At 39.4% G+C, this 17,551-nt stretch carries 12 protein-coding genes, 1 tRNA gene and 2 pseudogenes; 11 read left to right on the top strand and 4 right to left on the bottom strand.

What is annotated here, in order from left to right:
* Positions 1 to 154: 154 nt before the first annotated feature.
* Positions 155 to 756: pseudogene (locus AC0VYT_RS04050) on the top strand (HAD family hydrolase).
* A 17-nt stretch (positions 757 to 773) separates the two neighbouring features.
* On the opposite strand, the gene AC0VYT_RS04055 reads toward AC0VYT_RS04050, so the two are convergent.
* Positions 774 to 1,991, bottom strand: coding sequence for a tyrosine-type recombinase/integrase (locus tag AC0VYT_RS04055; RefSeq protein ID WP_005015621.1), 1,218 nt, complete (start codon positions 1,989 to 1,991; stop codon positions 774 to 776).
* A gap of 813 nt (positions 1,992 to 2,804) precedes the next feature.
* Here AC0VYT_RS04055 and AC0VYT_RS04060 point away from each other — a divergent pair.
* From AC0VYT_RS04060 to AC0VYT_RS04080, 5 genes are all read left to right on the top strand, one after another.
* The gene (locus tag AC0VYT_RS04060; RefSeq protein WP_005015619.1) at positions 2,805 to 2,996 is read left to right on the top strand and encodes a hypothetical protein; all 192 of its coding nucleotides are present in this window, start codon (positions 2,805 to 2,807) and stop codon (positions 2,994 to 2,996) included.
* Positions 2,997 to 3,197: 201 nt separating this feature from the next.
* The gene (locus tag AC0VYT_RS04065; RefSeq protein WP_005015616.1) at positions 3,198 to 4,175 is read left to right on the top strand and encodes an MBL fold metallo-hydrolase; all 978 of its coding nucleotides are present in this window, start codon (positions 3,198 to 3,200) and stop codon (positions 4,173 to 4,175) included.
* Between the two features lie 375 nt (positions 4,176 to 4,550).
* Positions 4,551 to 7,649, top strand: a complete 3,099-nt coding sequence (locus tag AC0VYT_RS04070) for a multidrug efflux RND transporter permease subunit (RefSeq protein ID WP_005015611.1) — start codon at positions 4,551 to 4,553, stop codon at positions 7,647 to 7,649.
* A 207-nt stretch (positions 7,650 to 7,856) separates the two neighbouring features.
* Positions 7,857 to 9,197: a magnesium transporter gene (gene mgtE, locus AC0VYT_RS04075; RefSeq protein WP_005015608.1), complete on the top strand. Its 1,341-nt coding sequence runs from the start codon at positions 7,857 to 7,859 to the stop codon at positions 9,195 to 9,197.
* Positions 9,198 to 9,267: 70 nt separating this feature from the next.
* The gene (locus AC0VYT_RS04080) at positions 9,268 to 9,843 is read left to right on the top strand and encodes a DUF4112 domain-containing protein (protein ID WP_005015606.1); all 576 of its coding nucleotides are present in this window, start codon (positions 9,268 to 9,270) and stop codon (positions 9,841 to 9,843) included.
* Positions 9,844 to 9,932: 89 nt separating this feature from the next.
* Here AC0VYT_RS04080 and htpX read toward each other — a convergent pair whose 3' ends face one another.
* Complete coding sequence (gene htpX / locus AC0VYT_RS04085; RefSeq protein WP_005015604.1) at positions 9,933 to 10,838, bottom strand: protease HtpX; 906 nt, start codon at positions 10,836 to 10,838, stop codon at positions 9,933 to 9,935.
* 337 nt (positions 10,839 to 11,175) lie between these two features.
* Positions 11,176 to 11,749, bottom strand: a pseudogene (locus AC0VYT_RS04090) (lytic transglycosylase domain-containing protein); the annotation flags it as partial.
* Positions 11,750 to 12,317: 568 nt separating this feature from the next.
* On the opposite strand from AC0VYT_RS04090, the gene ttcA reads away from it, so the two are divergent.
* Entirely contained in the window at positions 12,318 to 13,220 is a 903-nt protein-coding gene (gene ttcA / locus AC0VYT_RS04095; RefSeq protein WP_005015602.1) for a tRNA 2-thiocytidine(32) synthetase TtcA, read from the top strand.
* Positions 13,221 to 13,424: 204 nt separating this feature from the next.
* A complete protein-coding gene (locus AC0VYT_RS04100; protein ID WP_005015601.1) occupies positions 13,425 to 13,811 on the top strand; it encodes an SCP2 sterol-binding domain-containing protein in 387 nt (128 codons plus the stop codon).
* 102 nt (positions 13,812 to 13,913) lie between these two features.
* On the opposite strand, the gene AC0VYT_RS04105 is transcribed toward AC0VYT_RS04100, so the two are convergent.
* A complete protein-coding gene (locus AC0VYT_RS04105; protein ID WP_005015599.1) occupies positions 13,914 to 15,023 on the bottom strand; it encodes a transglycosylase SLT domain-containing protein in 1,110 nt (369 codons plus the stop codon).
* A gap of 359 nt (positions 15,024 to 15,382) precedes the next feature.
* Between AC0VYT_RS04105 and greB the strand changes: the two genes are divergently transcribed.
* The 3 genes from greB to AC0VYT_RS04120 all read left to right on the top strand — a co-directional run bounded on the left by greB (position 15,383) and on the right by AC0VYT_RS04120 (position 17,551).
* Positions 15,383 to 15,862, top strand: a complete 480-nt coding sequence (gene greB / locus AC0VYT_RS04110; protein ID WP_005015597.1) for a transcription elongation factor GreB — start codon at positions 15,383 to 15,385, stop codon at positions 15,860 to 15,862.
* Between the two features lie 96 nt (positions 15,863 to 15,958).
* A tRNA-Ser gene (locus AC0VYT_RS04115) sits at positions 15,959 to 16,048 on the top strand.
* A gap of 324 nt (positions 16,049 to 16,372) precedes the next feature.
* Positions 16,373 to 17,551: a tetratricopeptide repeat protein gene (locus AC0VYT_RS04120; RefSeq protein ID WP_005015308.1), complete on the top strand. Its 1,179-nt coding sequence runs from the start codon at positions 16,373 to 16,375 to the stop codon at positions 17,549 to 17,551.

Consider the following 17,551-nt stretch of genomic DNA (forward strand, 5'->3'; position numbering starts at 1 on the left):
ATTGTCTTGAAGGAATAATAGTTAAAATATGATTTTTTTCCAATATAATTATTGAGTTACTAATTTATTTGAAAATATAAAATAAATGAAGGTGTATTTTCTTAGTCTTCATCTGATTAAACTCAATATAAAATCTTTATTCATAGTAAGAAGCATGAACCAATCGCCTAAAGTTATTGTTTTTGATGCTTTCGGTACACTTATCAAAATTAGTGAGAGTCGATCCCCATATCGTAAGTTGATGAAGTGGCTAAAAGCTAATGGTAGAAAACCAAGTGCACAAGATGCAAAGATCATCATGTCAAATCCTGTTGATGTTGCACAATTAGCGATGAAGTTCGGAGTAGAACTACCAGGGCAACTTTTGAGGGAGATCAACAATGATCTTCAGCTTGAATTAAGCACAATTCAACTGTATGAAGATACAGTGCCTACGCTGCAAATTTTAAAAGAAAGAGGTTTTAAAATTGCGCTTTGTTCCAACTTGGCGATGCCTTATGGTGAACAACTTAGAAAACTACTCCCTGATTTTTTGATGCTGTTGTATTTAGTTATGAGGTTGGAGCCATAAAGCCTGAACATCAAATTTATAAGGTGATTCAGGCACATTTTGGCTGTGATTTTCCAGAAATGCTCTTTATTGGAGATCATCCCATTTTGGATGTTGAAACGCCTATTTCCTTAGGGATGAAGGCAAGGCTCATCGAACGTCATAAAAACCAAAGACTGTTAGATGTCATGGGTGATTTAATCTAACAGTATTATTTTTGATGTCATTCATGCCAATGATCAATAGTATCAGCTAAATGCTGCATCATCTGTCTTCGATCTTTTAACCAACTTGCATGGTTGTAAGAAGCTCGGGACATGTCGCCATCTACATGGGCTAACTGTAATTCAATCCAGTCCTTACTGTAATTCTGTTCGTTTAAATAGGTGGATGCAGTTGCACGGAAGTCATGCATGGTAATATGGCCTAGACCCATGTTAACGAGTGCTTCATTGAGTGTATTTTTCCCCAACATTGATATGCCATCATCCCCAGGGAATAAGTAAATACTGTCAGGGTAAAGCTGTAACTGCTCTTTTATAATTTCTAGCATTTGTGTAGATAAAGGTACAACATGCGTCCTATTCTTCTTCATATTCCTTTTACCATCCTTAATCTGTGCATTTGATACACGAGGAATAGTTAAGGTCGCATCTTTTAGATTAACAAAAGACTTTTTAGCCCTGCGTATTTCTATCGTACGTAGCATACTGTACAAGGCAGTCCTTAAAGCATTCTGTGTGCCAGTAGTTCCACCATATTGATTGATCAAAGCCAGAATCACTTTCTTATCTTTTTCTTCTAAAGGGGTAGCGTGATTAACAGGAGGACGTCTGATATAGCTGCGTAGCGCGATTGTAGGATCATTGATTATCTTCAGTGTGATAATTGCGTATTGCATGACTTCAGCGCAGATTTGTCTTACATAGATTGCTTTAACTTCACCAGTACCTCTTTTGCTTTTGCGAATTCGTGTAATGGTATTATCCAAAATCACTCGAATATCATTTGAATTCACTTCTTTGATTGGCTTATTGCCAATGACGGGGTTGATATCTTTTTTAAAGTATCTCAGCCTGTTTTCATACCATTCTTGTGAGTGAGTGTCCTTGTACTTTTCTAAATATTCATTCGAGATACTTTTAAAAGTATGCTGTATTGCATCCATTGCGGAATCAAGCGCTTTCTTTTGCTCTGTTACAGGGTCGAGATTTTTAGCAAGCATCCCACGATATTCCCTTGTCTTATCACGTGCGTATGACAAACTGATCTCAGGGTAGGGACCTATAGTTAACATTTTAGGAATGTTTAGGTATCGATAACGGTAGCGCCAAAATTTACTCCCTGTAGTTCTTACTTCAAGGCATAGCCCCGCATGGTCTGCAACACGATACATTTTATCTTTGGCTTTTAATTGCTTGATTTTAAGATCATTTAACATATGGATGTGAGTAAGGCCTTATAATTGATTTCGTTACTCACAAGGTTACTCACAGATTTTAGTAATGTCACGTGTACTAAGGTGACGCATGGTAATTCCGGAACATTATTAAAAACAATTGGTTAAGTATCGTAGTAATGCAAGGTTATACGTGCGGACATGGTTGTGAAGCATGATGTAATCTGTCCAAGCTTTATTTAAGCCATTGATATTTCATATATGGATATGGCTTGAATATATTTATCGCTTCACTACAAAAGTTTTCTTGATATAGTGGAGTGAATAAAAAAGGTCGCTTTGTGCGACCTTTTTTATTTTCTGAAATATTTACTCTATGAATCTTTAGTTAAAACAGAGAGGCTTACCTGAAAAATATTTAATTTAAGAGTTCAGTCCTATGGTTTATTCCTATTGCTAAAAAATTTTTAATATATAAAATTTTAGAAAAATAATTAAATTTGGAAAAAAATACCATAGAGATAATTTAAAAAATTATTGCGAAATTAAGCTCATTTTAAAAAAAGATTTTAAAAATAATTAAAACCCTTATAAATAGTAAGGGTATAAGCTAAATATAAAGAAATAGTCCAAGATACCTAGATTTAAGTTTTTTATAAAAGTGTAATGTGTTGCCAGTGTAACTATTTAATTGAATTATAAAATAATTAGCTGGATATAGATTTAAATTTTTAATTTTTTAAAATTAGCTTGTCTCAAGGCAAACGTCCTGGTTATTTTAGAAAAAGCAGATTTTTTACTAGATTTTCTCTATGAGAATAGATTTTCAGGTTTGCGAAAGCGAGAAAGAGTGGTATGCATAATTTTAAATTAAAAGGTGCACCGGGCTCCAAATCAGGTGACCAGCTTTATCGAGAGTTCAAGCAATTTGAACAGGATATTCTAATTGAAGATAGACGAGCTGCTGAATTTCAAAAAAAGATGATTTTAATTATTTTAGGACTATGTATAGGGTTGTTCATTGCTACTTTAACAATGTTTCTATAGAACCTATAGGATAAAAATCGGTTGATAAAAAATATAATGTTCTTCCATATTATAAACTAAATCAGTATAGAACTTTTTGTAACGAGCTTATCGGTTATCAGAAGGGTATAAAAATTGGCGAGTGCCCAAAAACAGACTCGCTTAATGGGGTAAAATATATTAAAAACAGTTCATGCTCTTAATTAATATAGCAGGTAAGCAGTGAAAATATTTAAAACACTCATCAGTTTGGTTAGTTTTACAGTGCTTTCTTCAACTGGCATGGCTTCAACAGCTACACCAACTGAACAGGTGCCGGGTTATTATCATCAGCAGTGGGGTAAATATACAGTTACCGCTTTACTGGATGGCACCAATTATATGTCACCTAGTCTATTTAAAACGCTAAATAATTCTCAGGTAAAATATATTCAGCAGATTTTAAAAAAATACCATAATGATCAGCAACAGGGTGTACAAACATCGGTAAATGCTTTTCTAATTAATACTGGAACAGCGCTAGTTTTAGTAGATAGTGGTGCTGCTAGCTGTTTTGGTCCCCATCTCGGTTCAGTGAGCAGTAATCTGGTCAAGGCAGGCTATCGGCTTGAGGACGTGAATGTAGTGTTACTGACGCATTTACATCCTGACCATGTCTGCGGTTTAACTAAAGAGGGCCAAAAAGTTTTTCCAAACGCTAAAGTCTATGCTCATGAACGTGAAGTAAATTACTGGTTAGGTCAGACACCAGTAAATTTGTCTAAAGAACAACTGGAAAATTATCAGTCAACCCGCAACAAAATTCAGGACGCGATAGCACCTTATCAACAAGATAAACAATTTATAACTTTTAAAGAGGGGCAATCGATTGCTGGCCTTCAGGTGATGGATACACGTGGCCATACACCCGGCCATCACAGTTTTGTGCTGGAGCAGAATAAAGATAAAATGGTTTTTATTGGAGATACAGTGCATTCGCACAGTGTGCAGTTTGAAGCGCCGCGTACTGCTATTGAGTATGATATCCAGCCAGATGAGGCTGTAAAAACCCGACTTAAACTGTTCAGTAAAATTGCAGATGAAGGTAGCTGGGTGGCTGCACCACATTTACCTTTTCCGGGTATTGGACATATTTCTAAGGTTGCCAATGAACAGTATCTCTGGATACCTGTCTATTTTAATAATGTCTTGCAAAAATAATTTCTAATAAATGGCTTCATGTGAAGCCATTTTTAATTTTTATTACCTTGTAAATTGGCAAGGTCGTTATATCCAAAATTTCGCTAATTTTATTTTCATAATGATCTCTTAAATAACTATTCTAATTAGCAGCAGCTCAGAATAAGAAAGTGTTCTATAAGCCTCAATAACTTCAATTACATCTATAGTAATAGTGTTTAAACTACTTTTCTTCATATTCTCTCCTCATTTAATAGGTTATATAAATTTATGTAAATGCGTAAGAATAATGAATTTTCGTCATACCTGTTCAATGTTATAACTTTAATCTGCCAGACTGTGGTCCGCCATATTCTTTTTTCGTTCACTCTAGCCGAGCAGGTGGCCTGAACATTTATGTTGTCGAAATATTTCATTGAACGTCCCATCTTTGCAGGAGTACTGGCCATTATTGTAATGGCATTTGGTATTTTCTCTGTCATAAACCTGCCTGTAGAACGCTATCCGGATATTGCTCCACCGCAGATTACAGTAGCGGCTACATATAATGGCGCTTCTGCAGAAACCGTAGAAGAGAGTGTAACGCAGCTGCTTGAACAGCAAATTAAAGGCATTGATCATCTTTTATATTTTAGCTCCAGCAGTGATTCATCGGGACGTAGCCGGATCAGTATTAGTTTTGAGAATGGTACAGACCCAGATACGGCCCAAGTTCAGGTACAAAATAGTATTAATGGCGTACTCAGCCGTCTGCCGGAGGATGTACAGCGGCAAGGTGTTAATGTATGGAAATCACTAGGCGATACGCATATGGTCATAGGCCTTTATGACCAGACTGGCAAAAGTAATAATATCGAATTATCTGATTATATGATGACCCATCTGGAACAGGAAATTTCCAGGATTGAAGGAGTTGGTGAAGTCGATGTTTTTGGCTCGCAATATGCAATGCGGATCTGGCTAGATCCAGATCGTTTAAAACAATATAATTTAATGCCAAGTGATATTCGTGCAGCTGTAGAAGCACAAAATACTCAGGTGGCAGCAGGGGGTATTGGAGACTTGCCTACAGCCAGTGAACAGTATCTGAATGCTAAAGTCAGCTCGGGTTCACGTTTAAAAACGGTTGAAGAGTTTGAAAATATTATTATTAAATCTTCTGCTAATGCCGGTTTTGTATATTTAAAAGATATTGCCCGAATTGAACTTGGGGCAGAGAACTACCAGTCATTTAATACCATTAATGGTTATCCATCAGCAGGTCTGGGCATTTCACTGGCTACAGGCGCAAATGCTTTGCAGACTTCCGCCTTGATTAAACAGACCATAGACCGTCTTACCGAGAAGCTACCAGCCGGTTATAAAATTGTTTATCCACGTGATAATACACCTTTTGTTCAAGAGTCAATTAAAGAGGTAGTTACAACTCTGATTGAAGCAGTGATTCTTGTAATTTTGGTGATGTTCCTGTTTTTACAAAGCTGGCGTGCAACCTTAATTCCTACCATTACTGTACCTGTAGTAATTTTAGGAACCTTTGCCATACTGTACGTATTAGGTTTAAGTGTAAATACATTGACTCTATTTGCTCTGGTACTGGCGATTGGCCTGCTGGTAGATGATGCGATTGTTGTGGTTGAAAATGTCGAGCGGTTGATCGAAGAGAGGCAATTCAGCCCAAAACAGGCTGCCTTAGAGTCAATGCAGGAAATTAGCGGTGCACTAGTGGGTATTACGCTGGTTCTCACTGCTGTCTTTATTCCGATGGCATTTTTTAGTGGCTCAACTGGTGTCATCTACCGGCAGTTTTCAATTACCTTGGTGGCAGCAATGGCATTGTCATTGCTAGTCGCCTTGATTTTGACTCCTGCTTTATGTGCATTGATTTTAAAACCCAAGCAGCAACATGCTCGCTGGGCTAATGGGTTCAATAAAAAACTGGAGCGACTTAGACAGTATTATCTCAAAGTGATCCAGAGTTCCATGCAGCACAAAATGATTTATTCAGTCGTATTTATAGCCTTGATTGCTGTATTTGCGCTATTTTATCGTGCACTACCTAGCAGTTTTATTCCAAGTGAAGATCAGGGCACGCTTAATATCCAGTTTAGCTTGCAAAATGGCGCTCCAATGGCTAAAAGCCAGCAAGTAGGAGAAGAGATTCAGCGTTATTTCCTGAGTAAAGAACAAGAAAATGTTGAACTGGTACTTATCCGCTATGGCCGTAACTTTTCTGGTACAGGTCAAAATCTTGGACAGGGTTTCATTGCGCTCAAGCACTGGGATGATCGTCCGGGGCAGGAAAATTCTGCGCAGGCAATTCGTGAGCGTGCTACAAAGTATTTCAGTAATAATCCTGATGCCAGAATCATGGTCAATATGCCGGGAGCTGTTCGTGGTCTCGGGCAGACAGATGGATTGGAATTCTGGATTCGCGATATTAACGGCCAAGGCCGGACTTATCTAGAACAGCAGTTTAAGTCATTACAGACCAAAACTAATCGATATGACAGTTTTCAAAATCTGGACAAAAAAGCTAATCCGGACAAGGCTGAGTTGAAGGTCAATATTAACCAGAAACAGGCAATGGCAGCAGGCTTAAGTCAGCCTGCGATTAACAGTACTCTGGCGGCTGCTTGGGGTGGTAGTTATATTAATGATTTTATTGACCGGGGACGGATTAAGCGGGTCATTATGCAAGGTGATGCAGCTTATCGGGCACAACCTGAAGATTTATATTTCTGGTCTGTCCGTAATGATCTTGGTCAAATGGTTCCATTTTCTACATTTGCCAGTTTTGAATGGACTGGCGGGCCAGAAGTAGTTAACCGTTTCATGGGCTATACTGCATTACAAATGGAAGCAGATGCAGGATCTGGTTTTAGTACCGGTGAAGCGATGCAGGATGTCCAGGCCCTGATTGATCAATTTCCTGACATTGACTTAGCCTGGAGCGGTTTATCTTTTCAGGAACAGCAGTCCAGTAATCAGGCAATCTGGTTATATCTGGTGTCGATTGGCTTTATTTTTCTGTGCCTCGCTGCCCTTTATGAAAGCTGGAGCATACCGACAGCGGTTATGGCAGCAATACCACTTGGTATTGGTGGGAATATCCTGTTCAGTTATCTAGCTGGCTTTCCTAATGATATTTACTTTCAGATTGCATTGCTGACAACAATTGGTCTGTCATGCAAAAATGCCATTCTTATTGTTGAATTCGCTGCACTGGCCCAGCAACGTGGCAAAGATGCAGTAGCAGCAGCTCTGGAAGGCGCCAGCTTGCGCTTGAGACCGATTTTGATGACTTCTCTGGCTTTTGGTGCCGGTGTAGTGCCGCTAGTGTTTGCCTCCGGTGCAGGAGCTGCCAGCCGTCAGGAAATTGGTACCAGTGTTCTAGGTGGAGTCATATTTGGAACGGTCTTGGTAGTGATATTCATTCCATTCATGTATGTTTTGGTCCGGAATCTGATGACAAGAAAACAGCACCTTGGTTAGTTGATTTATCTTGATTTGTCTTTCGAAAAACCTGACGAGATCAGGTTTTTTTACTTTAAAGACCGCCCTCAGTTTATGACTTTATTCGATAAATGTAGGCGTATTGCAAAATTATAGTGAAAACTCTCCAGAGCATGATAGAAGTAGTTTAATCCCCCTGATCAAAAATAAATTTTTATTTAATCAATAAATTATCATGAGACAGGCATGCCGCAGATTGCAGAGAAAATACAATATGTTCACCAACAGCTCCGTTCTGAAAAGTTCAATACGGCTATTGGCCTTTTAAATGAATTAAATATTGCTGATCAGGCTAGTGTATTAAAAGGATTGACCCCTACAGAACAGGTCAAGATCCTACAGAAACTGGATGAGCCAAGTGAGGTGTTTGCATATTTGCCGCTCAGCCAGCAAGCTGTTTTGGCTGAATTTATACCTGTTCCTGATCTCATCCCTATTCTTGATAATATGTATTCTGATGACTTTGTCGATATTTATAAAAAACTGTCACCAGAATTACAACAACAGCTTATAACACTGCTATCTGAGGAGTCTCAAAATACCTTAAGAAAACTGGCGCTTTATCCTGAAGGTACAGCTGGTGCGATGATGAGTTCCAGCTTTGTTACCTTACACCACGACTTATGCATGGATGAAGCCATCCAGGCGCTGCGTATAATCGCCGCAACACGGGAAACCCTTTATCTGGTTTATATTGTAAATGAGCAGAATCAGCTGATAGGTGTCATCTCTCTACGCCAGATTATTCAGGCCAGGCCCGAAGCTACAATTGCAGAGGTAATGGAAAGGGATGTGATTTATGTCTATACCTATGATGATCAGGAAGTCGTTGCTAAAACTCTGGCTTACTATGATTTAATCGCTCTACCTGTAGTGGATGAGCAGGAAAGAATGCTGGGCATTATCACTTATGATGATGTGATGGATATTGTAGAGGCAGAAACTACCGAAGATATTTTAAAATCCGGTGCAGTCAGTCCGTTAGCTGAGCTCAGCCTGAAAACTGCTCCCATCATAACCTTATACCAAAAAAGGGTATTTTGGCTGGTTATTCTGGTCTTTGGCAGTTTACTGTCGGGAATTGGAATTGCACATTTTGAAGAGATTATTTCAACTCACATTGTATTGGTATTCTTTCTCCCTTTACTGGTGGGCAGTGGGGGAAATGCCGGATCGCAGTCTGCTACTCTCATGGTGCGTGCCTTGGCGACCGGAGATGTACAGTTTAAAGACTGGTTCAGCTTGCTCGGCCGTGAAACTGTGGTGGCACTTTGTTTAGGCGTAACCATGGCTTGTGCCGTATCCATGCTAGGTTATATTCGCGGTGATTTCATGGTCGCGATTGTACTGGCAATTAGCATGGTAGGGATTGTACTCATGGGTTGTCTGACGGGTATGAGCTTGCCTTTTATTTTAAATAAGTTGAAACTGGACCCTGCCAGTGCTTCAGCACCTTTAGTTACCTCAATCTGTGATGCTACAGGCGTGATTATCTACTTATTTGTAGCATCCAAATTATTGTTTTAGTACACAGATTAATACATCTCGTGTTTTAATCTGTTTTATGCTGATGACTCTCTAATGACTGGAATTGGTAATGCCCGGGCTTGAAAAACAAAAAAAACTTACTCAGCAAGAAGTGATCCGTCTGGAGCGTGATCTGGCCAAGTTTGCCAATATCATGGACTCTTTAGTTCGTATTCCTTTTACCAAGCAGGGAATCGGTGCGGATGCAGCCTTGAGCACGGTACCAATTGCAGGAGATCTGGCAGGCTTTGCCCTGACTTGTTATGCAGTTTACAAAGGGCGCCAGATTGGCGTGCCTTCCCATAAATTGCGGCCAGTTATTAAAATGGCTGCCCTGGATGCAGTGGTCGGTTTTGTGCCTGTAATCGGTACGGTATTTGATATATTTATCCGGCCGAGCCGCAAGGCACTTGATATTGTGCATGAACATATCCGCACAGAATATCAGATGACTACAGATATTCATTTAAGGCATCCCTATCTGCATGAGAAGTTAGAACGTAAACAGCAACATTCTACTTTCTGGCGCCAGCCAGTGGTGGCCTGGTTATGGCTACATATACCTGACTTGGTCGGAGTTCTGTTCCTGATTCTATTTGCAGCCGGTTTGTGGTTTGCTATCAGGCTGGCACAGCAGTATTTTTAAAATATACACTGCATTAGCTTAAAAGGTTAAATGTAAAAAAGCCTCCACGCAGGAGGCTTTTTTGAATCTGGATGAATCAACAGAAAAACTTATGGACAGTTGAGACGCTGTAAAGCAGCTACCCGGTCTTCAATAGTCGGGTGTGTCATAAACAGAGCAGCCAGACTAAAACCACCTTCTTTACCAGAAGAGATTGCAAAGGCTTTCATTTCTTTAGGCATCTGATCTGGCATGTCAGACTCTGCCTGTAGACGTAACAGGGCAGAAATCATAGCCTGTTTTCCGGCAAGCTGTGCACCCGCTTCATCGGCCCGATATTCACGGTAACGTGAGAACCACATGACAATTGCAGAGGCAAGAATACCAAATACAATATCCAGTACAATCGTAATTGCAAAGTAAGCCAGCCCAGGTGCTTCACCATCTTCACGGCCAAATACGTTACGGTCAATGAAGTCGCCTACTACACGGGCAAAGAACATGACAAAAGCATTCACTACCCCTTGAATCAGGGCAAGTGTAACCATATCGCCATTAGCGACGTGGCCGATTTCATGCGCCAGTACTGCACGCAGTTCATCCTTATTCATACGTTCAAGCAAACCGGTAGAGACCGAGACCAGTGCATCATTTTTGTTCCAGCCTGTTGCGAATGCATTAGACTGATAAGACGGAAAAATGCCCACTTCTGGCATTTGAATGCCAGAACGCTGTGATAATTCAGCAACGGTCTGCAATAACCAGGCTTCTGCCTGATTTTGAGGAGCATTAGGGTCAATAATTTGTGTACCGGTCGCCTTTTTAGCCATCCATTTGGACATAAAGAGGGAGATGAGAGAACCCACCATACCAAATACAAAACAGATGACTAAAAGGTTGCCCAGATTAAGGCCACCCGCACCATGATAACTTCCGACTCCGAAGAGCGACAAAATAATGCCAGCTACTACCAGTACCGCGAGGTTGGTTAGCAAGAACAAACCAATCCGCATCATTGAGATAATCCTCTTTTGATAGAAAAAATAAATCGATTTTGAAATATAAATCGTAAAACTAATATGCGGTGATGCTCGTTAAAATTCAAGAAAAACTTGAAAAATATATATAGAAAAAATGAATCAAAAGATCAGTTAGAAATATGAATACGTGCTGAGGCGGTAGCGTTAGAGCTGACATAAGTGCCTGGTGCATCTGTATAGGAGCCATCTGCCAGCGTAATAATTTGCCGGGGTGCATAGCTCCGGCCTGCAGCTTGAGTATTTGCAGCAGAATTCACTGTTTCCTGAACCAGCAACCCGTTTTCCGGATTATTACTGGCAGTAAGGTTTAGAGCTCCGCCCGAGTAAAGGTTGCTATAACGACTGGTGACTCGACGAACATAATCCTGGGTTTCACGGAATGGGGGAATACCACCGTATTTAGCAACATTACCTTCTCCTGCATTATAGGCTGCAAGAGCAAGATGCGTGTTGCCTTTAAAACGTTTCAGGAGCCAGCTTAAATATTTGGCTCCTCCTAGAATATTCTGATAAGGATCATATGCATTTGAGACATTAAAGCGCCGTGCTGTTGCAGGCATTAATTGCATCAAGCCCTGTGCACCTACAGGAGAGCGGGCATTTACATTAAAGCCTGATTCAGTGTGCATAACTGCTTTAATCAGACCTTCACTGACACCATGCTGCTGAGCCGCCTGTTTGATTATATGATCAAAAGCATCACGATTTTTGCTATAGCTTGGCAATACCGCCGCTTCTGACTTTCCCCAGTTACTATAACTGTGAATATTACTCTCAGGATAATAAGTAACTTTAACTTTCTTTAATGAACTGTCATTCATTTTACGGTTAGTCAGGAGGGTGCTGCCACTTTGGTCTTTATAGACATACATTTGACCTGCACTACTATAGCTTGAAGTCAGTACAAGTACGGCACATCCCCAGATACCCAAGCGTGAAATATCAAAGTAAGTTTTCATAGTAATCTGTAAGCAACTTGGAGCTCAAAATTCAGTCTGAGTTTAACAAAAAACTCTACAATGGAAACCAAAAACTTGAGTTTCTTTAACAAAAAAAATTGAAAAAAAAGCAAGACTATTTGTTTTGAAAATAACCAAATAAATAAAAAAATTTTTTTAAAAAGTATAGCTTGACATATATAAGTAATTGTAATTATTAATAAATATTAATTGATCAAAAAATGATCAATTTAAATAAAACCCTTAATAGGCCGATTACACCCCCTGTCAAGCCTAGAGAAATCCACAATTTTATCCACAGGTTTTGTGGAAAACTGTGGAAAAGTCCAAAATATAAGCATTTTGATACAATTTTGAACGCGAGCGTCTATTTTTTATACAAAGGCTTATTTTTTTCTGACCAGTGGTGTTCCACATTAATTGTAATTCGGTGATGCGAATCGGAGGGAGATCGGCTAAAATCGCGCGGTATTTCTTTTATGGGTAATTCTGTTCTATGTACTCGCCAGTTGAGTCCAACCAGGGATTTAATTTCAAGCCAGAACTGCCAACCAGTTCAGCCTATTATCGTCTGCTTAAAAAGCTGCGTCGCCAAGTTGGCCATGCTATTCGTGACTTCAAGATGATTGAAGATGGCGACAAGGTAATGGTGTGCGTATCGGGTGGTAAAGACAGTTATACCTTGCTGGACATTTTGCTACAGTTCAAGCGTATTGCACCAATTAACTTTGATGTAGTTGCTGTCAACCTAGACCAGAAGCAGCCTGGCTTTCCGGAGGATGTCTTGCCGCGTTATATGGAAGAAAACAATATTCCATATTACATTCTGGAAAAAGACACCTATACCATTACCAAACGCTTGACACCGGAAGGTAAAACATACTGTGCTGTGTGCTCGCGTTTACGCCGTGGATCCCTATACGGTTTTGCCCAGGAAATCGGCGCAACCAAAGTTGCTCTTGGACATCACCGTGATGACATTCTGGCAACCTTCTTTTTAAACCTGTTTCATGGTGGCAGTCTAAAAGCCATGCCACCAAAACTGCTGTCATCAGACAAAAAGAATATTCTGATTCGTCCACTGGCTTATGTGGAAGAGAAAGACATTATAAAATATGCGGAGCTGCGCCAGTTCCCAATTATTCCATGTAATCTCTGTGGGTCTCAGGAAAATCTGCAGCGCGCAATCATTAATGATATGTTGCGTGATTGGGATAAAGCCCATCCGAAACGTCTGCACAGTATTTTCGGCGCTTTGCAGAACGTATCACCATCTCAGCTGGCTGACCGTGAACTGTTCGATTTTGAGATACTTGATTCGCAACGTGAGTATGACTTCAAAGAACCGGAAAAAACTAATCGTCTGGATGTAGTTAATTTGAGTTTTGCTGCTGAATAAAACCAAATATTAGGCATCTTGCCCAGTTAAGGTGCCTATTTAATTCAGTAATACATAAAAACATCAAAAACTGAATGATCAGTACAAAAAAATTGTTCTAATTGCCTCATTACATGCTATAACAAAATAAAAGCTCACAGCTTCATGAATATGCTGTCTGGAAAGGCAGCTCTATAAATTGAAAAATATACTTGAGGAAAAATTATGCCTGCGTTACTCACTGATGATTGGTTTGCAACTGTTGATAAATTAACTGCTGAAGCAGGTGATTTGAACCTGCCACCAGCCTTGGCTAATCTGGCAATTAATCTTGTAGTTGTAAATGCAGACAATAATACGACTGAACTTTCATTAGATGGTGGAAAAATCCAGAAAGGTCTGTCTTCAAATGCTAAAACTACTTTGAATATGGATGGCGAAACCCTGCGTAAAGTCTTCCTTGAATTTGATATGGCAGCTGCGATGCAAGCATTTATGACAGGCAAAATCAAGGTGCAAGGCGATATGTCACAATTGATGGCATTACAGACTGTAAAGCCAAGCCAAGAGCAGAAAGACCTGTTTAAGAATATCCTTGCGCAAACTTCTTGAAAAAAAGAAGCTTAAGAGCAAAAAAAGCTTACCGTGAAGGTAAGCTTTTTTTATAAATTAAATTGTTTGTACTACATTCTATATTACATATAACGCTTTTGTCTAAATTGTGACCAGATCGGACTTCTTGATATGTTCAAGATAGGCTCGAATACGGGTAACATACTGCACAGCCTGACGATAACGACCATTACTGGTCTGATGGCGTTCCAGATAATCATAAAGATTTACCCAATTATTTGGATTACGACCTTGGATTTCAATACGTTTTTGAATCTGGCCAACAGCACCAGGACCCATATTATAAGCTACCAAGGCGTACCAATTACGGTCCGGATAAGGAACGTCAGAAAACTTGTCGAGCATTAAATCATAGTACTTGGCCCCGCCTTGAATACTCTGATGGGGATCTGTACGGTTCTGTACTCCCATAGCTTTAGCTGTACTACTGGTGAGCATCATCAGGCCACGTACGCCTGTAGGTGAAACTGAATTGGGCTTTAGATAAGATTCCTGATAGCCAATTGCAGCCAGCAGGTGCCAGTCCAGGTCATAACGTTCAGCACTTTGCTGAAAACTCGCTTTATAAATCGGCATACGTTTTGACAAATCACGCTGAATAGTTTTCCAGGCATCAGGCTGTACTACATTACGGTTGTAAAAAGAAGCCAACTGACGAATGGCCCCATTTTGTTTACCTTGGCAGATATAGCCACTTGCAGTAGCAGCTAGCGGTTCTTCGGCCTGTTTGAATACCCAGTTCAATGCTGGGTTTAAACCATTTTTAACTAGGCTGGTTGTATCTCCACAGCTTGCAGAGAAAGACGTCAGCTGGTGCTTTTCAATAGTATTAAAGTCAGCCGTAGTCATTGCCATATTGGCTTTGCCTTGGGCGACCCATTTTAAAGCTGTTGCGTTGTCTGCCACTGTCTTTAGTTCGAGCCTGACATTCAAGTTTTGAGCATAGTTACGGACAAGATCATAGCCGAAGCCATACATAATCTTGCCATCTTTAAATAAGGTCGTCGGGCTTTCTACCGTGACCACAGTTAACGTATTGGTATTCACAACGGAATTATATTGTGAAGCTTTACTTGCATTAATATTATGCCAAGGTACAAGAGCTGTGCTTAATACAAGTAATCGAACAGGGAGAGTAGAAAATAAAGAGTTAAGGCTAAGCCTTGACCCAGAAGTTGAACTACTGTGCATGGTGTCTCCGCTAAAGTAACTTATGCCCTAAAAGGCAGACAAAAACGGGTCTGCAACTTTTATAAGTTGATAAATTCAATAAGAGGATGGGCAGTCATGAAGTCATTTAAAATGACAGGGATGGAATAAAACTGTGTAGTTTAACTACATAGATAAAAATAACATAAATACTAAAAAGTGAACGGATAATAAAGTGCAAATTTTATTATGTCAAATTTTGATCAAAAATAGATGAGTGATGCTTATATAAGTAATTGATATTAATAAATTTTAAATTAATATTATGACAATGTGTTGAAACTATATGGCATAATAGATAATTATATAAATTGAATACGTGTTTAAACTGAATATTCATAATGAAATCTAACTTAATTACTCGAGCCGGCCATGACCGGTTGGTGGCTGAATTACAACAGCTCTGGCACGAAGAACGTCCAGAAATAACCAAGAAAGTTAACTGGGCTGCCAGTCTGGGCGATCGTAGTGAAAATGCCGATTATCAATATAATAAGCAGCTCTTACGCAAGATTGATCGTCGGGTAAGATATTTAGGAAAACGGCTGGAAGAGCTGAGAATTGTTGACCATTCACCTGAACAGGACGGGCGCGTTTACTTTGGTGCCTGGGTAGATATTGAAAATGAATATGGTGAACAGAAAACTTTACGAATTGTCGGGGTAGATGAGATTTATGATCATCATCCTCAACATATTTCAATTGATTCACCTATGGCTAGGGCATTACTTTCAAAACAGGTGAATGATGAGATTGAAGTGATGACCCCTTCAGGAAAGAAGCAGTGGTATATCAATGCAATTCGTTATGAAAAACCATGAAATTTATAATATCTGGTTCTATTTTGAACACTTGTCCAATTAAATCTACAAAATGATTTGCCAATTTTACGAATAGTTTATATGATAACGCTCGTTGGAAGCGTGGCAGAGTGGTTTAATGCACCGGTCTTGAAAACCGACGAGGGTTCACGCCCTCCGTGAGTTCGAATCTCACCGCTTCCGCCAGAATTCTAAATAAGCCGCTTATCTAGTGGCTTATTTTTTTATCATTGTCTCTTTAATAATAGCCATTTATTAATAAGAGTAGTGTAGACAATGAAAAATATTAAAATTAATGTAGTAAAATAATTTCTATTTAATCCTTATTATTGAATGTTAGAATTTGTTAAAAAGATTAATCTTCTTATTATTTAATTCCCTGTTTTAAATAAAATTAGTATGTAATCAATAAATAATTTTCTCACAGTACTATCGGTTTTATCTGTATTTTTATTTTAGAGAATATAAGATAATCATTATCTCGGTGACTTTTATAGTATTTATAAAACAATGAAAAAAATCTACTTAACGATTTTTGGGTTTGTGATAAGTTTAGGGGTACAGGCTCAAAATGGCCCAATGGATACCGCTGACGTTTATCCATTGTGGGAGCAGTATTACCAGGTTGAAAGTCAGGATACTAATAAAGCAGACAGTTTACTTAACCAGATTGCCCTAAAGACACCAAATGATCCTAAAGTCTGGAAAACTTGGGCATACTTGGCCTTGCGTCAAAATGATAATAATAAAGCTTTAGAATATATTAATCGTTCGCTTGCCTTAGACTCATCTGATGATCAGCTTCTCATGCAAAAAGCTTATTTGTTAAATGTGGCGCATAGAAATGATGAAGCACTCGTTATATTCAAGCAATTACAAAGCTCTTCCAATCCGGAAATTGCATCCCAGTCTAAACAGGCGGTACAGAACCTGTCAGGAACAGGTAATACGCCAGCCAAGAAAACCTTTGCTGATGTTTATTCCTCACCTTCTTATGAAGGACGCTATGACACTACAATTTTACCGTTAAAGATTCGTTATGGCCGTTATTTAGATAAAAACAATCAAGGCCAGATCTATGGATTTGCCAGTGTCAATCGTGATACCCGTTCCACAGGCGGCGCCCGTCCAGAAATTATTGACCAGAATGCCGCCATAGTAGGTTTGGGGGTAAATTACCGTCCGTGGAAATGGCCTGTTTACCTATATCTGGAAGCGGGTGGTAGCTATGATCTGATTGATCTGAACCGGAAAAAATTTAGGGAAAGCATTAATGGTGGTTTAACAGGCTATCAGGAGTGGTACTGGGGGATGGATCAGACCAGCCATATGCCAGCTCAGCAAAGCAATCAGTATTTTGCTGAACTTTATGGTAATGCCGCTGCTTATTCACGTGAGGATTATAATCTGATCGGTGATTTGCGATTACGGACAGGCTGGAATTTTAACTATAATGATTGGGGTAATATACAGGCTTATGTGAAACTGCATACCATTAATGATAGTGAACAGGAATATTATAATAACATAGCAGAAATAGGGCCTGGCATCGCATGGCAACCCGTAGGGCTGCCGTTAAAACTACGTATTGAACAAATGTACGGGAAATATGTTAATGGAACCCCGGCATCTGTAGATAGTAGCTTTGATAATACCCGTGTTGAATTAACGTTTTACCGGAGTTTCTAA

It is taken from the genome of Acinetobacter sp. QJM3NY_42, assembly GCF_056173745.1.

Coding starts and splice junctions, on each gene's coding strand:
- AC0VYT_RS04055 (WP_005015621.1), bottom strand. CDS start 1,991: ATGTTAAATGATCTTAAAATCAAGCAATTAAAAGCCAAAGATAAAATG.
- AC0VYT_RS04060 (WP_005015619.1), top strand. CDS start 2,805: ATGCATAATTTTAAATTAAAAGGTGCACCGGGCTCCAAATCAGGTGAC.
- AC0VYT_RS04070 (WP_005015611.1), top strand. CDS start 4,551: ATGTTGTCGAAATATTTCATTGAACGTCCCATCTTTGCAGGAGTACTG.
- mgtE (WP_005015608.1), top strand. CDS start 7,857: ATGCCGCAGATTGCAGAGAAAATACAATATGTTCACCAACAGCTCCGT.
- AC0VYT_RS04080 (WP_005015606.1), top strand. CDS start 9,268: ATGCCCGGGCTTGAAAAACAAAAAAAACTTACTCAGCAAGAAGTGATC.
- htpX (WP_005015604.1), bottom strand. CDS start 10,838: ATGATGCGGATTGGTTTGTTCTTGCTAACCAACCTCGCGGTACTGGTA.
- ttcA (WP_005015602.1), top strand. CDS start 12,318: ATGTACTCGCCAGTTGAGTCCAACCAGGGATTTAATTTCAAGCCAGAA.
- AC0VYT_RS04100 (WP_005015601.1), top strand. CDS start 13,425: ATGCCTGCGTTACTCACTGATGATTGGTTTGCAACTGTTGATAAATTA.
- AC0VYT_RS04105 (WP_005015599.1), bottom strand. CDS start 15,023: ATGCACAGTAGTTCAACTTCTGGGTCAAGGCTTAGCCTTAACTCTTTA.
- greB (WP_005015597.1), top strand. CDS start 15,383: ATGAAATCTAACTTAATTACTCGAGCCGGCCATGACCGGTTGGTGGCT.
- AC0VYT_RS04120 (WP_005015308.1), top strand. CDS start 16,373: ATGAAAAAAATCTACTTAACGATTTTTGGGTTTGTGATAAGTTTAGGG.